This window comes from Halobacillus litoralis, assembly GCF_020524085.2.
In the GTDB taxonomy this organism is placed as follows: domain Bacteria; phylum Bacillota; class Bacilli; order Bacillales; family Halobacillaceae; genus Halobacillus; species Halobacillus litoralis_E.
This window is the reverse complement of sequence record NZ_CP129016.1, coordinates 1,559,889-1,574,992: the sequence shown is the minus strand read 5'-3', so window position 1 is coordinate 1,574,992 and position 15,104 is coordinate 1,559,889. Positions and strand designations below refer to the sequence as shown.

General features: G+C 43.2%; 13 protein-coding genes and 1 riboswitch. Of the genes, 10 read left to right on the top strand and 3 right to left on the bottom strand.

The window, feature by feature from the left end:
• The first annotated feature begins 71 nt into the window (after window positions 1-71).
• Both LC065_RS07945 and LC065_RS07940 read left to right on the top strand, forming a co-directional pair.
• Window positions 72-449, top strand: coding sequence for a PilZ domain-containing protein (locus LC065_RS07945; protein ID WP_226592419.1), 378 nt, complete (start codon window positions 72-74; stop codon window positions 447-449).
• Window positions 450-679: 230 nt separating this feature from the next.
• Window positions 680-783: riboswitch (purine riboswitch) on the top strand.
• Window positions 784-933: 150 nt separating this feature from the next.
• On the top strand, window positions 934-1,797 hold the full coding sequence (locus LC065_RS07940; RefSeq protein ID WP_226592421.1) for a 5'-methylthioadenosine/S-adenosylhomocysteine nucleosidase: 864 nt from the start codon (window positions 934-936) through the stop codon (window positions 1,795-1,797).
• Between the two features lie 143 nt (window positions 1,798-1,940).
• On the opposite strand, the gene LC065_RS07935 is transcribed toward LC065_RS07940, so the two are convergent.
• The gene (locus tag LC065_RS07935; RefSeq protein WP_226592423.1) at window positions 1,941-2,234 is read right to left on the bottom strand and encodes a YrhK family protein; all 294 of its coding nucleotides are present in this window, start codon (window positions 2,232-2,234) and stop codon (window positions 1,941-1,943) included.
• A gap of 205 nt (window positions 2,235-2,439) precedes the next feature.
• On the opposite strand from LC065_RS07935, the gene LC065_RS07930 reads away from it, so the two are divergent.
• Window positions 2,440-3,855 carry an alanine/glycine:cation symporter family protein gene (locus LC065_RS07930; RefSeq protein ID WP_226592425.1) on the top strand — a complete coding sequence of 472 codons (1,416 nt, stop codon included), beginning with the start codon at window positions 2,440-2,442 and terminating at the stop codon, window positions 3,853-3,855.
• A gap of 45 nt (window positions 3,856-3,900) precedes the next feature.
• On the opposite strand, the gene LC065_RS07925 is transcribed toward LC065_RS07930, so the two are convergent.
• Window positions 3,901-4,314, bottom strand: a complete 414-nt coding sequence (locus LC065_RS07925) for a serine integrase family protein (RefSeq protein ID WP_226592426.1) — start codon at window positions 4,312-4,314, stop codon at window positions 3,901-3,903.
• A 228-nt stretch (window positions 4,315-4,542) separates the two neighbouring features.
• Window positions 4,543-5,148 (bottom strand): pyroglutamyl-peptidase I, encoded by a 606-nt coding sequence (locus tag LC065_RS07920; RefSeq protein WP_226592428.1) that lies wholly within the window; start codon window positions 5,146-5,148, stop codon window positions 4,543-4,545.
• Between the two features lie 382 nt (window positions 5,149-5,530).
• On the opposite strand from LC065_RS07920, the gene LC065_RS07915 reads away from it, so the two are divergent.
• The 7 genes from LC065_RS07915 to LC065_RS07885 all read left to right on the top strand — a co-directional run bounded on the left by LC065_RS07915 (window position 5,531) and on the right by LC065_RS07885 (window position 15,018).
• A complete protein-coding gene (locus LC065_RS07915; RefSeq protein ID WP_226592429.1) occupies window positions 5,531-7,561 on the top strand; it encodes an acyltransferase family protein in 2,031 nt (676 codons plus the stop codon).
• A gap of 188 nt (window positions 7,562-7,749) precedes the next feature.
• Window positions 7,750-9,345 (top strand): sigma 54-interacting transcriptional regulator, encoded by a 1,596-nt coding sequence (locus tag LC065_RS07910; RefSeq protein WP_226592431.1) that lies wholly within the window; start codon window positions 7,750-7,752, stop codon window positions 9,343-9,345.
• A gap of 172 nt (window positions 9,346-9,517) precedes the next feature.
• Complete coding sequence (locus LC065_RS07905; RefSeq protein ID WP_226592433.1) at window positions 9,518-10,666, top strand: iron-containing alcohol dehydrogenase; 1,149 nt, start codon at window positions 9,518-9,520, stop codon at window positions 10,664-10,666.
• 30 nt (window positions 10,667-10,696) lie between these two features.
• On the top strand, window positions 10,697-12,082 hold the full coding sequence (locus tag LC065_RS07900; protein ID WP_226592435.1) for a DUF3360 domain-containing protein: 1,386 nt from the start codon (window positions 10,697-10,699) through the stop codon (window positions 12,080-12,082).
• A gap of 17 nt (window positions 12,083-12,099) precedes the next feature.
• A complete protein-coding gene (locus LC065_RS07895; protein ID WP_226592437.1) occupies window positions 12,100-13,518 on the top strand; it encodes an NAD-dependent succinate-semialdehyde dehydrogenase in 1,419 nt (472 codons plus the stop codon).
• A gap of 294 nt (window positions 13,519-13,812) precedes the next feature.
• A complete protein-coding gene (locus LC065_RS07890) occupies window positions 13,813-14,358 on the top strand; it encodes an S-layer homology domain-containing protein (RefSeq protein ID WP_306163873.1) in 546 nt (181 codons plus the stop codon).
• An 84-nt stretch (window positions 14,359-14,442) separates the two neighbouring features.
• The gene (locus LC065_RS07885; RefSeq protein WP_306163872.1) at window positions 14,443-15,018 is read left to right on the top strand and encodes a hypothetical protein; all 576 of its coding nucleotides are present in this window, start codon (window positions 14,443-14,445) and stop codon (window positions 15,016-15,018) included.
• Window positions 15,019-15,104: the final 86 nt, after the last annotated feature.

Genomic DNA, 15,104 nt, shown 5'->3' with positions numbered 1-15,104 from the left:
TTGTCATCCCGATTGCAGGAACGTATGATGAACGTACAAAGATGAAAATGATCAGACTGGGAGGTAGGAGCATGAGATATAAAAGAAAAGATTACTTCCGTTATGATTTCAAAGAACCGGTTGAAGCTTACTTCCGTATTCATAGAGTTGGCATAAAAGAGGTAAATTCTTCAAAAGGGGAAGCACGAATCATAAATATCAGCCCTCATGGGATGAAGTTAAATACAAACTTAGACCTCCCTCACCAGGATGGGCATGAGGTGAAATTGTCCATCAGCTTCAGCCTAAATGGCCAACCTTTCCTACTACCCGGGACCATTGTCTGGAAGAAAAAAGTGGCTGAATTCAATTATGGAATTTATATGGACTTGGATGAATCGGAAAGTAAAAAGTTAGTGGAAGCACTCAAGGTTTACTCCAATAACCAAGAAAGTAGAAATGAGACATAAATGAAGCCAGATGGGCCGATCACAGACACTTGATCTTTATCATTTACACTTCGTTCAAGCATACACACAGAAATAATGTCCGCCCCGTCTATATCCGTATTTAACTAATTCATTCCAACACATCAAACCAATTATTGATTTCAAATCATAAAAAAACGAATGTTTTTCCTTAATATAATTTAAATGTTCAGTTTTAGGTTGTTTATCTTAGGAGTGTTTGTTATAGTAGCAACACAATCACATTACGCACTCGTATATTCTCAGTAATAAGGTCTGAGCGTCTCTACCTGGTTCCCATTGAAAGAACCAGACTACGGGTTGAAGCTGTACAGTTGCATAAACGCAACTGTAATTTTCAGCATTCCGCTGAGATTGAGCTTTAACTTTTTAGTCTGGAAGGTAGTAGATTCTACTTTCCAGGTTTTTTTATTACCCCGAATACGAGCTACGTTGGATTGAAAACTACATCAAGGGAGAGCTACTCATGAAAAACATTCGCAACCTAGCAATCTTACTATTCATCACTCTCATCTTATCTTTCGTGGCCGGATGTCAGAGTTCCACAGAAGGGGAGGCATCCGCTGAAGAAAACGAACAACAGCCGATCCTGATCCAGGGACCGATGCCTATTGAAGCAGAAAATTTTGCAGCAAAGCTTGAGGATGTAGAAGAAGAAACCTCCGGGAACTTCGTCTTTTATAAAGGTAAAGTCGATGGCTATCCTGTGATTGTCATGAAAACAGGAAAAGGTATGGAAAATACAGCCGCCGCTACGGCGATCGCTATTGAAAAATTCAACCCGGCTGCCATCATCAACCAAGGAACATCCGGCGGTCACGATCCTGACTTGCATGTATTTGATATCGTCCTGGGAGAAAGAACAGTCAACATCGGTTCATTGAAGACTGGGCATAGAGAAGATGAAGAAGGCATCGCACCGAAAGAATGGATTCCTATGGATCTCATGGCGTCTGAAGGCAGTGCCGGAGAAGACCCTGATGCTGAAAACATCCGTTATTTTGAAGGTGACAAAGAACTGCTCAAAGCTGCCAAAGATGTCAAAGATACTCATAAAGAAGGAAAAGTCGTCGAGGGTACAATCGGTTCTGCAGACGTCTGGAACAATGAAGTCGACCGCATCCAGTGGTTCCATGAGAACTTCGGCACATCTGTCGAGGAGATGGAAGGAGCGGCCGGTGCGCAAATCGCCAAAGCCTATGATGTGCCTTACCTCGGCATTCGCACACTATCCAATAACAAAACGAATGGCGGAGAATATAATCCAGACACGGCTGAAGCGAACCAGGATTATGTCTATGAAGTTGTGAAAGAGTATATTTCTAAATAGAAAATAGAGTTTATGCATGACCATGGCGTATGGAGTAAACTTCTCGCCGTTTGAAAAAAAGCGAAGCATCCACGATCTCATTGGATGCTTCGCTTTTTTCACGTTCCTTTACGATGAGGAGTCTCATGGTCTCAAAAGGATGATCATGAACCACTTGTCTTATCATATTGCTTTCCATATTCCTTCCTCATATGAAAGTAATGAACAAGCCGGATCGTCGGTCGAATGAGCATTTGAATACTTCCGAGGACAAAGAGTGTCACACCCCAGTTTTTTAAAGGTTCGAAATAAAAAAAGATACTACCGATCAAAAACCATAATCCAAGCAGGACGTCATTGATGGTATAAAGAATGTCATACGTTTTTTTAAAAAAGACATCATGTTTCCCTACATGAAGATCGATATACTTCTGCTTGTCTGACTTTTGGTTCGCCATCCTCTCACCTCCTATTAAAACCCTTCCCTTTCCATACTCGTTTTATAACGAGAAAATACTGCATTTGTTCATTACACACAAATGTAAGCGCTTATATTTTGGTGTTTCAACGAACGTTTATAGATGAAAACGTGATAGGGTAGAACATGGACATTTTAAAAGACCGCCCTACATAGACGGTTACAACAGGATTAGGAGGGTAATGATGCTAGACGTATTGAACCAAATCAATGATGTACTATGGGGAACACCCAGTTTGGTCCTGTTATTCGGGACAGGGTTGTTCTTGACCATTATGCTAAAAGGGCTGCAGTTCAGCAAACTGTTCTACGCCTTTAAACTAGCATTTACGAAAGAGGAAAAAACAGAAACATCCGAGGATTCCCAAGGGGATATCAGTAACTTCAAAACTTTAATGACAGCGCTATCAGCGACCATAGGTAACGGAAATATCGCAGGTGTTGCTACAGCTTTGACGCTCGGTGGACCTGGCGCGATTTTCTGGATGTGGATTGTCGGCCTGCTAGGGATGGCGACCAAATACTCCGAAGCCCTCCTTGCGATGAAGTATCGAGTAAAAAATGAGAACGGAGAATATTCCGGTGGGCCAATGTATTATGTAGAACGAGGCATCGGAAAGAAGTGGAAATGGCTCGCGGTGGCATTTGCGTTATTCGGTGCCTTTGCAGCTTTAGGAATCGGAAACAGTGTTCAGTCCAATACCATCTCAGATGTTATGACAGAAAGCTTCCATATCAATGGCTGGTTTACAGGAGCTGTGCTCGCGATCCTGACTGGACTGATCATTTTCGGAGGCATCCAGCGGATCAGTACAGTGGCAGGATTTTTCGTACCAATCATGGCCTTCCTTTATATTGGCGGGGCTTTATTCATCATTATCGCCAATTACGAGGCGATCGTCCCTGCTTTTGAAATGATCTTCCAATACGCATTCAGTCCGGTATCCGCAGCTGGTGGTTTCGCTGGGGTTGTCGTCATGGAAGCTGTCAGAAGCGGTGTATCACGTGGTATTTTCTCAAACGAAGCTGGTTTAGGTACAGCGGCATTAATCGCCGGTAACGCTAAAACCGATCACCCAGTAAAACAAGCGCTCGTGGCCATGACAGGTACGTTCATCGTGACCATCGTCGTTTGTACCATGACTGGACTTGTCCTGATCATGACAGGGTTCTGGGATCCATCCGGTGGAGCGATCTCAGGTGTTCAACACGCGACCGGCCTGGACGGTGGTGCTCTTACAAGTGCGGCATTCGGACACGCATTAGGTACTATAGGCGAATACATCGTAGCCTTTTCCGTCATCTTCTTCGGCTTTTCAACGATTGTCGGGTGGTACATGTACGGAGAGAAGTGCTTCGAATACCTCTTAGGCCTGCGCTATATCGTTCCATATCGTTTCATCTACATTACTGCAACCTTTATGGGTGCCGTCATGCAGCTTGATCTTGTTTGGGCGTTTGCCAACATGGCGAATGCCTTGATGATGATTCCCAACTTAATCGCTTTATTGCTTCTTTATAAAGTGATCGTGAAAGAAACGAACCATTACTTTAATGATTATATACACCAGCAGCACTATACGCGATCGAAAGCAAGCTAATATGATGATAGAAACAACCTGTCTTAGGGCAGGTTGTTTTTTTATTCACGCTTCTTCCTTCTTATCCGTTGAAGGGATGAAGGCTTGGCCATGATTAAACAATTCGCTGCTAGCGGCTCCTTTCATGTATAGTTCCAACCTCTTGGAGTCCAGCGTCATCTCTTCTCTATAAAAATGCACCTTCCCAATGATCTCCACCACTTCTAAAACCAACTTAGCATTCGATTTCATCTCCGTTCTCAAACCAGCGATGCTATAGAAGAGGAGTAAATCAGCTTTGTTTTTAGGTTTTTCTATGATCTTTCTGATTTGCAGCAATTCAGGACGTTGAAACGGTGAACCTAAATACCCTAGGTCACTGAACCTTTTAAGGACATTCAAGTTATTGGATAAACAATAATCAAACAACACTTTATCCTGGTGGACAATGCGCTGGACTGGAGTCCATGAGTCTCCCAAATTAATAGACTTCCTGTAATAGCAGAAAACAGTTTCCATCCCTTGCCCACACCCCGTTCAGTATAGTAATGAAAGATGCAAAAAAAAAGCATATGCATCCAACATTCTGGATTCATATGCTAGTATGGTCTGATTGACCTCTTAGGTATTCACTACAAACTAGATTCACGGGGCTTTCTTATCATACTCAGAAAAAAGTCTGGTCTTCAACCAGACACTTTCCTACACTCATGGCAGCAGTTGAATGATATGTTTCACGGCATCAGTCAAATCTTTCTGTGACCAGCTTGGCAGTTTCCCGTGCTGAACAGCCAAATCATGAGACGCTGGAATATGAACAAAACCTGCAGGGACCTTCTGATCATTCACATGAAAATGATAAAGCACTTGATACATCACATGGTTACAAAGGTAAGTCCCTGCGGTATTGGATACCTCAGCCGGATACCCTCTCGCTTGTAAGTCTTCAACAAAACGTTTTATTGGCAGAGTAGAAAACAATCCATCCGGTCCCTCTTTTTGAATGGGATCCCCGTCAGGTGTGTTCCCTTCGTTATCCTTTTCATTGCTTTCGTTACAGTTGATCGTAATTCGCTCAGGTGTAATTTTGTAACGGCCGGCAGCAAGTCCGAGTGAGAGGACTGCATCCGGTTCAACTTCATAAATATGTTCTAAAATTTCCCGCCCTGAATTGTTATAATCAACGGAAAGAATCCGTCCTTCGATCCGATATCCATTCAGCTCTTCACTTTTCAGTTCCTTTACGATTTGATTCGTCGGGTTAATAGGAAAGTCTAGGAATGGCTCAAAGCCTGTGAGTAAGAGTGTCTTCATAGATGGTTTCTCCTTTCATGATTATAGATCTGTTTCTCTGAATGATGAGTTATTCACGTTCTACCTTTTAGTACAGGTTGTTTGATTAAATCACTGCTAAGGTTAATTGAGTAATCACAAGTATTCTCTTATACCGGCCCTAAACTAATCAACACACCAACCGTCAGCATAATAAAAGCGATCAAGACCCAAATCAATAACAACAGCAGCATCCATAACGCCCATTTAATCCAGGGCACTAGGGAAACTATAATGCCTCCTCTTCTTCTTTTTTTAAAACTGTTATTTATTACGAAGATAAAAACCTCTATAGGGGATAACATCCGGTCCACGTTCTATGGTAAAATGTGTAACGGTATTGAACAGAAAACGGAGGCTTTATATGAATCTATATAAAGAAAAGAAAAGAAAATTCAGGCCGGAAATAGAAGGATTACGGGCGATCGCTGCCATTTTAGTCGCTGTTTACCATATCTGGTTAGGTAACGTTTCAGGTGGCGTCGATGTATTCTTCGTCGTATCCGGATTTTTAATAACGATCTCTCTTTTAAATATGTTTGAAAGAACAGGAAAAGTAGATGTATTTGGATTCCTGCTAAAACTGGGAAAAAGGTTATTTCCAATAGCATTCTCAGTACTAATCTTTGTCATTATTACTAGTTTTTATTTCCTACCTCAGTCTCAGTGGTCATCTATTATTCAGGAAGTCGCTGCTTCTTTAGTCTATTTTGAAAATTGGCAGCTGGCTAGTAACTCGGTGGATTATTTGGCGCAGAATAACGTCGCCAGCCCAGTCCAGCATTTTTGGGCCATGAGTACCCAGTTTCAATTTTATATTATTTGGACCTTGGTATTGCTCACTTCCATAGCGATCGCAAAGAAGTTAAACATGAAAACAAGAAACTCTTTGTTCTATACGTTGATTGTGATTTTTGTCTTGTCCATCAGCTATTCCGTCTATAAGACTTCAGTGAATCAGCCATGGGCTTATTTTGATACATTCGCTAGGGCTTGGGAATTTGCAGTGGGGGGCATCCTCTCTCTGGTCATTGCCAATATCTCCTTGAATAAATCTACGAATCTAGTCATTGGCTGGTTGGGTTTATTAGGACTAGTATGCTGTGGTCTGCTCTTACAAGTGTCGACTGTTTTCCCTGGATATGCGGCTCTGTGGCCGGTTCTGTCAGCGGTGTTGATCTTGATTGCTGGGAATAGTGGTGGAAAACTTGGAGTACACCAGCTGTTAAGTGCGAAACCGTTGGTTCGGTTCGGTGGAATTTCATACGGTTTCTACCTATGGCATTGGCCGCTACTAATCTTATATTTCAACATCATTGGAAATGACACGGTTCCTATCACACACGGTTTATTGATTATCGGGTTGGCCGTCGTATTATCCTATGTGACTACGAACCTATTTGAAAAGCCTATCAGAAACAAAAAAATACAGTCGAAACCGAAGTTAGCATTTATTCTAGTGGCTATTGCTGTTCCAGTTGTCCTTTTAAATGGATCCTGGTCCTGGTACGTAAAGGATGCGCAATTCGCTTCGGCCAGTGTGGAAATATCGAACAGCAATGATTATCCTGGTGCCTTAGTGATGGCAACCGATGATGAGTTCCATTCAGATGAACCTTTCGCACCTAGTGTTTTACAGGCAAAAGAAGAAACACCGAAAAGTTATGATGATGGGTGCCACCAAGGAATGGAAGAGGCAGAAGTCATTCTGTGTGAGTATGGAGAAGTCGACAACCCCGATTATACGATTGCCTTAGTCGGAGGCTCCCATAGTGCCCACTGGTTGGCTCCATTGGAAGCTTATGCGAATGAAGAGAACATCAAAATTCTGAACTATACACGTAGTGCCTGCCGATTCTCCAGCGAGTCTTATTTATTGACGACAGAACTCGATCAAAAAACATGCGCAGAGTGGAATGATAGTGTCATGGACGAATTGATTGAGAAGAAACCTGATCTGGTTTACACAACCGCCGATGCTACAGAGTGGGAAGGAATTCCTGAGGGTTATGTGGATCAATGGGAAGAGCTTGGTGAACATGACATCAACGTGTTTGCTTTAAAAGACAATCCAAGAGCTGAGTTTGATATCCCGACTTGTATCGATGAACATGGCGCTAATGCCAAGGACTGTACGACGGAGAATGATCTTGAGGATTTATCAGACGACATTGATACCCTTGATTTGGATAATGTGTACTATGCGGATTTGACGGATAAGTTCTGTGAAGAGGAAGTCTGTAAACCGATTATCGGAAATGTATTGGTTTATCAGGATGGGCACCATTTGACGAGGACCTATGCGGAAACGCTGACTCCTTTCGTTGGTGAAAAAGTATCTGCTGCACTGAACTATTTTTACGAAAATAAAAAGCAGAAGTCTTCTACGAATTAGTTGAATTTCGTAATTACTTTCCAAATCTTTATGTAAGTCTCAAGCACCTCATTCAGGGGTGCTTTTTCTTTATGCCATTTCACCTACCTATCTAAGCTTAAGCTTTCCCTCCTCCTTAAACGAAGGATGCCTCCCTCCTATTACGAATATGATAAAATGACATATCAGCCCTATACGGAGGTCAAAACATGCCCTTACATATCCATGATCAAATAAACCGTGCGATTGAACTGTTTTCGGATTCTAATAAAGATAGCATTGAAGTCGTGAACGACAATGGAGACGTCGTTGGCAGATTATCTCCCGATGATCTACAAGACTTCATTGAGGGAGGAAGTCTCTATAAAACACTGGAACAGATCATAGATGGACCATTACGAGAATATGCTGCCACCACACAATCCAACGACCATCAATATAGCGAAATTTTGGAAAGCCCGATATTCAACGATATCATCAATTCCCTTCATGATGGTGTTTTTATCACGAATGGTGAAGGGATTACAGTGATGGTCAACCAATCCTATGAAAGGATTACCGACCTCCGTTCCGATCAACTAATCGGCTATCATATGAATGACATCATAAAAGCAGAGTACATTTCCAAGTCTGCTTCTCTTCAGGTGATCAAAGAAAAGCGCCCTGTCACCTTGATGCAGAAAATCTCCAACGGTCGGAATATCATTGTTTCAGGGACTCCAATCTTTTCCAAAAATCAAGAAATCCTATACGTCATCAATAGTGTCAGAGACATTACCGAGCTTCTTGAATTAAAGCATGAAATGGAAGACCTCCAGGAGTTGAAGAACCTCCGTCAAAGTTCAAAGGAGGCGTACTCCAAATCGGAAGCTTTCCCCTTCTATACGAGTGAAAAGATGAAAGAAATCATCACCATCATTGAGCGTGTAGCCAAAACCGATGCCCAAGTTCTCTTGCACGGAGAGACGGGTGTAGGAAAAACAATGATCGCCAAACACATCCACGAAAAATCCCCACGATCCCAACAAAATTTTTTGGAACTGAATTGCGGAGCTCTTCCTTCTAATTTAATCGAAGCTGAATTGTTCGGTTATGAACCGGGCGCATTTACAGGAGCTTTAACAAAAGGGAAAAAGGGACTCCTTGAAGTTGCCGACCACGGGACCCTGTTTTTAGATGAAATCGGAGATCTTCCTCTAGAATTACAGGTCAAACTGTTGAAAGTCATTGAAGACCAGGCATTTTATCCTGTCGGCTCGTCGAAGCTCAAACATATCAATGTCCGTATTCTGGCAGCTTCTCACAAGGACCTGAAAAAATTGGTGGCATCCGGGGAATTCCGTGAAGATTTGTATTATCGGATCAACGTCGTACCTATCCATGTCCCTCCACTTCGACAACGAAAGAAAGAAATCATTCCACTTGCGCAGCTCTTTTTAGAAGAATATTCTTCATCATATGGAATGGACCGATCATTAAGTTTAGATGCCTTGGACCTTCTATCGGACTATGAATGGCCTGGGAATATCCGCGAGTTAAAAAATTTGATGGAGCAATTAGTCGTCATTTCCCCATCAGAGGAAATCGAAAGAGATCAGCTTCCAGGAGAACTTATCCATGCAAGAAAGCGCTCAAGGTCAAAAGATGATGACGACATTGTTCCATTAAAACAAGCAGTGGAAGAACTAGAACGCGAGAAGATTACAAAAGCACTCTGGATTTATAAAACAACACGAAAAGCAGCGGAAGCTTTGCAAGTAAGTCAGTCTACAATTGTTCAGAAGATGAAGAAATGGGGAGAGTGATTATTTTTTTAATCACCCTCCCCATTTTCGATTAAAATATGAATCAAAATTAAACCCTTTAATGATAGCGCTTTCAGAAACATCCTTTTAATTGCCTGTATTTTCAGACTTTTTATAAGTTGGCATGAAATTTGCATGTATAAAAGTAACCAGAGAAAGGAGAATCAATTCGATGTCTATCTCAACATTTAAAATTGCCAACAAATTAATTACAGGTCATGGAGCTACCGAAACCCTTCTTGAGGAAATAGAACGGCTGGGTGTATCCAATCCTTTGATTGTCACGGATGAAATCCTCCAGCAGGTCGGGGTGGTCGATCAAGTCACCTCCCTATTGAAAGGGAAGAGTTATGAAGTCTTTAATGGTGTGAAACCAGATCCTGAATTGGGGATTGTAGAGGAATGTTCTCAAACATTCCTAAATGGCGGCCATGATGGATTGATTGCGATCGGTGGAGGAAGTGCCATCGACATCGCCAAAAGCGCTTCCGCATTCGCCCCATTCGAAGGTGAATTATCAGAACTCCTCGGCACGGATCTCGTACCAGCTAAAGGTGCGCCCATCATCACCCTTCCTACTACGGCAGGTACAGGATCTGAAGTGACGAACATATCCATTCTTTCAGATACAGAAGCCCAGTTAAAAAAAGGCATGGTCAGTGATCACTTGCTGCCGGATGTCGCCATCATCGCGCCTGAAATGACACTCACCATGCCCCCGTCGGTAACGGCTGCGAGCGGCGTCGACGCTCTAGTGCATGCCATTGAAGCTTACATTTCTGTTCACGCTTCCCCGATCACCGACGCATTGGCGATCCACGCGATGAAAATGATCGCGAAAAATTTACCGAAAGCCTACGCCAACCCGGATCATTTGGAAGCCCGGGAAAACATGGCCACCGCAAGCTTGATGGCGGGGATGGCCTTTGGAAATGCAGGTGTTGGAGCAGTTCATGCCCTCGCCTATCCACTCGGTGGACGATACCACATCGCCCATGGGGTCAGTAATGCTCTGCTTCTTCCCTATGTTATGGAGTGGAATAAAATTGCTTGTGTGGAGCGCTTTCGAGAAATTGCTACAGCCCTTGGAGAAAACACCGCTGGACTTTCCGATAAAGAAGCCGCGGATCAGGCTGTCCAAGCTATGGAACGCTTATGTCAGGAAGTCAACATCCCATCTGGTCTTCGTTCTTTCGATATTCCAGAAAGCGCGATTACAGAAATGGCCGAAGATGCCAGCAAAATCGAACGTCTGTTGAATAATAACCCCCGCAAGTTGTCTAAGGAACAGATTGAAAAGATCTACCAATCCGCTTACTAGATTAAATCTCAAAGAAAAGAGGTAATCCAAATGTGGAAAAATCGAAAACATGGAGAAGAATCTCCTTACATTCCGTTAGGACCATTTAAACTAAGACTCCCTTTTGTGCATTACAAATTCGAATGGCCGGACTATGTTCAAGGACTGATGATGTGCGCTGTGGACTTGGCCGCCATTCCGTTAATGATTGAATTGCTTGGCATGCCCTTTGAAGTGGCGCTGGCTGTCGTGCTACTAAATGGAATTCTATACTTGACTCACCACTTACTCGGAGATCCTGTAGTGCCGGGATGGATCACCCCAGCAATCCCTCTCATCATGGCTTATGTATCCACCTTCCCTGAAGGCGTTGACCGGGTTCATGCCCTCGTCGCCTTCCAGCTAACACTCGGATTGTTTTCTATCCTATTAGGGGCCACAGGACTTGCAAAGAAAGTCGTTTCCTTTGTGCCTCCCGCCATTAAATCCGGGGTCATTCTAGGAGCCGGTTTTGCCGCTGTCATTTCTGTCTTTGAAGTAGGCGGACGATTCGAATCGTTCCCTTGGACGATTTCCATTGCTGTGGGAATTGCTTTCTACATTATTTTCTCTAAACATTTCAATAAACTGAAAAATTCAAGTGCGGTTTGGGGACTTATTGGAAAACTAGGTATCTTTCCTATTATTATTCTAGCAGTTGTCATTGGTCCTCTTTTCGGAGAAGCTCCTTGGCCGACCATTGAGTGGGGACTGATCAATCCTGACTTCGGCACTTTGTGGAGTGAATACACGGTCTTCGGGGTAGGCTTCCCTTCGCTCATGCTTTTTGTTCAAGCCATCCCGACCGTATTAGCTGCTTATATTGTACTGTTCGGCGACGTATTGCAGAGTAAAGCATTGATTGCTGAAGCTGATGATGTCCGTCAAGACGAGAAAATTGACTATAACGAGAACCGTGCACACTTGATTTTCGGTGGTCGTAATTCCATTATGAGTATCCTCGGTCCTGATGTGACCATGGCCGGACCCCTTTGGGCAGCCATGCAGGTCGTTGTCATTGAGCGTTTCAAAGAAGGGAAAAAAGCCATGCATTCCCTCTTCGGCGGATCCGGATCGTTCCGCTGGGGTACGAATACAGGGTTAATCTTGATGCCTATTGTCACTCTTGTTGAACCGATTCTAGGCATTGCACTCGCGTTAACTCTGCTTATTCAGGGGTATGTCAGTGTCCGTGTAGGGATTCTGGAATCCCGCAGCCACCGTGACCTTGGAATCGCCGGAATCATCGGAGCCGTTTTAGCAACGAAAGGCGCGACCTGGGCCTTCGCTGTCGGCGTACTGCTTACACTATTAGTCTATGGCAAGCAGTTCTTCTCCGGAGAAAACGACGAGATTTTCACGAAAGATCTCGAAGAAAAGGATAGAAAGATCTCATAATCATTAGGAGGCCAAACATGGAAAGCTATTATATGAAAATAAATGGACAAGACTCAGGGCACAACCTCCCTACAATTGAAGTCACCAATCCCTCGAACCTGGAGGTGATGGCGACCGTTCCAAAAGGCGGAAAAAACGAAGCTGAACAAGCGGTCGATGCGGCATCTGATGCTTTCAAAAACTGGTCGCAATTCTCTGCCTATGAACGAAGCGAAGTCATTCGAAAGTGGTTCGACCTTATCAATGAACATAAGGAAGACCTCGCGCGCACCATGACCCAGGAGCAAGGGAAGCCGTTGAAAGAATCCCTTGGGGAAATGAACTACGCCAACGGATTCATCTCCTGGTATGCCGAGGAAGCCAAACGTGTCTATGGCGAACAAATACCTGCTACACAGCGAAACAAACGATTGTTTGTCCATAAACAACCCGTCGGAGTTGTAGCCGTCATTACTCCGTGGAACTTCCCAGCGGCGATGATTACTAGAAAAGTCGCACCTGCGCTCGCTACAGGATGCACCGTTGTCATCAAGCCTGCCGAACAAACACCGATCACCGCAATCAAATTGGCTGCTCTTGCGGAAGAGGCAGGTATGCCAAAAGGAGTGATCAACGTCGTGACAGGTGATCCGAAAGCTATCGGGGAATCATGGTTGGAAGATGATCGTGTCCGGAAGTTAACGTTTACAGGATCGACAGAAGTTGGGAAACTTTTGATGAAAGGGTCAGCTGACACAGTGAAAAAAATATCCCTTGAGCTTGGCGGCCACGCCCCCGTCATTGTGATGGATGACGCTGATCTTGATAAAGCCGTAGCAGGTGTCATCGGTGCGAAATTCAGGAATGCCGGTCAGACTTGCGTTTGCTCCAACCGGATTTACGTCCACGAATCAATCGTGGAATCCTTTACGGACAGGTTTGTAGAAGAAGTGAAGAAACTTAAAGTAGGAAACGGGCTCGAAGAAGGTGTTGATCTTGGTCCGCTTATAGATGAAAAAGCGGTAGCCAAAGTCCAAAAACACGTAGAAGATGCCACTGAAAAAGGTGGACGAATTGTCTATCAAGGATCTGAACAGGAAGGACTCTTCCAGGATCCAGTTGTGATTACAAGCGCCAATGATGAGATGATTTGCATGAACGAAGAAACCTTTGGTCCCGTTGTTCCCATCACTACATTCAAGACCGAAGAGGAAGCGCTTCAAAGAGCCAATGATTCGATCTACGGTCTAGCAGCTTACTGTTTCACAGAGAACCTGACAAAAGGCATCCGAATCTGTGAGCAACTGGAATACGGAATAGTCGGACTCAATGACGGACTCCCTTCCACGCCACAAGCACCATTTGGTGGGTTTAAACAGAGTGGTTTAGGCCGGGAAGGCGGTCACCATGGGATTGAGGAATATTTGGAGACAAAATATATATCAGTAGGGTTGTAAAGTGTATGGAAGGGAAGGCCGTATTTTACGGCCTTCTTTTTTGTATTTAAAAATAACTTGGTGGAGAAAAACCCCTCATAATAAAAGAAGTTACTCTTCCATTCTTGGTATCAATTCATAAATATGTAATAGGAGAAACATGGATATTTATAGGATGCTACTGAATGTACTTAAAAAAACTAGCACTCAATCTAGTAATTCAGAACTGTTACTGTTATGGAATTCCAGTATAAAATTACCATTCCGTCTGGTTATCTACTATAATTAGACCTAGAAAAGAAGGAGGAATCTACTTTGAAGAAAATCTTATCATCAATTTTCGTACTCTATGTTTTCCTTACAATTCCGATGCTCACTGTGAACGCGTCGGAATCTTACCCGGATTTAGATCAGGTACCATGGGCCAAAAGTGAAATCTTATATTTGAGCAATCATGGAATCATTAGCGGATATCCCGATGGATCATTTAAACCGAAGGAAGAAGTAACTCGGGGCCAAGTGGCTTTAATGGTGATCAAAGACTTATATCCAGAAGCTGCTCCGCAACAAAGCAATCCGTTTGTGGATGTTCCAAAGGGCAAGTATTATTCAGATGCTGTTCGTGTCGCGTATGAAAAGGGAATCATTTCTGGATATCCAGACCAGACTTTTAAACCGAATGCATACATAACCCGAGCTGAAGTGACTCTCATCGTAGACCGTGCGTATTCCATCAACCGTGAAGGGAACCCTCAGGGATTTACTGATGATCATATATTCCCATGGGCACAGGAGAGTATCTTGGACTTAAATTCTAAAGGGATTATTAACGGGTACACGGATGGAACATTCAAACCATGAAATGATATTACTCGTGCTGCATTTGCCAAAGTTTTAGGTGCTACCATCAATCCAGAGTTTCGTGTACCAGGTTCACCTGCACGATTGGAAACTACGTTTGACGGCCTTCACCGTTCTTATAAACTTCGGGTATTTGCAGATAACGAGAAAACGACAATCAATGACTTGCCTTGGGCTGGAGCCAACGAAGGGGACATTCTCCATTCAGGCTATTATGAAATGACATTACAACTAGGCGACTCGTCGCCGATGGATCAAAAAGTTGCCATCGGAAGCTTCACATACAACGAATCACAACAAAACTTGTATGTCCTTGATAGTAATCCTGATGTATTAGTTGCAACAGAAGTTCAGAGCTCCAATGTGACGTGTGGACAATTATTTTATGCAAAAAATGGAGAGATGAATAGAATTGGGGTTATGGATACAGATAACTCTATGTTCTGCTTCGCACAAGACGGGATCAAACATGTAAAGGATAACCATTTCCAAACCATCATTTACAATAATTCAACCTGGTCTTTCTTTATTAACGATTGGAAAATTAATTTTGAAAATGGAGCAGCCACGAATACTGAAACCTATGAAGTTAAAGAGCAACAAGGATGGAATGTCTTTAACCGCTTCATGAATGATCCTGATTATTATTACAATCCTTAAATATTCCCTTTCTCAACAGAAACAGAGTAGCATCCTAAATAGGATGCTACTCTGTTTACATTTCATCACTTCGAGTACTTCAGGAG

Coding starts and splice junctions, on each gene's coding strand:
- LC065_RS07945 (WP_226592419.1), top strand. CDS start 72: ATGAGATATAAAAGAAAAGATTACTTCCGTTATGATTTCAAAGAACCG.
- LC065_RS07940 (WP_226592421.1), top strand. CDS start 934: ATGAAAAACATTCGCAACCTAGCAATCTTACTATTCATCACTCTCATC.
- LC065_RS07935 (WP_226592423.1), bottom strand. CDS start 2,234: ATGGCGAACCAAAAGTCAGACAAGCAGAAGTATATCGATCTTCATGTA.
- LC065_RS07930 (WP_226592425.1), top strand. CDS start 2,440: ATGCTAGACGTATTGAACCAAATCAATGATGTACTATGGGGAACACCC.
- LC065_RS07920 (WP_226592428.1), bottom strand. CDS start 5,148: ATGAAGACACTCTTACTCACAGGCTTTGAGCCATTCCTAGACTTTCCT.
- LC065_RS07915 (WP_226592429.1), top strand. CDS start 5,531: ATGAATCTATATAAAGAAAAGAAAAGAAAATTCAGGCCGGAAATAGAA.
- LC065_RS07910 (WP_226592431.1), top strand. CDS start 7,750: ATGCCCTTACATATCCATGATCAAATAAACCGTGCGATTGAACTGTTT.
- LC065_RS07905 (WP_226592433.1), top strand. CDS start 9,518: ATGTCTATCTCAACATTTAAAATTGCCAACAAATTAATTACAGGTCAT.
- LC065_RS07900 (WP_226592435.1), top strand. CDS start 10,697: ATGTGGAAAAATCGAAAACATGGAGAAGAATCTCCTTACATTCCGTTA.
- LC065_RS07895 (WP_226592437.1), top strand. CDS start 12,100: ATGGAAAGCTATTATATGAAAATAAATGGACAAGACTCAGGGCACAAC.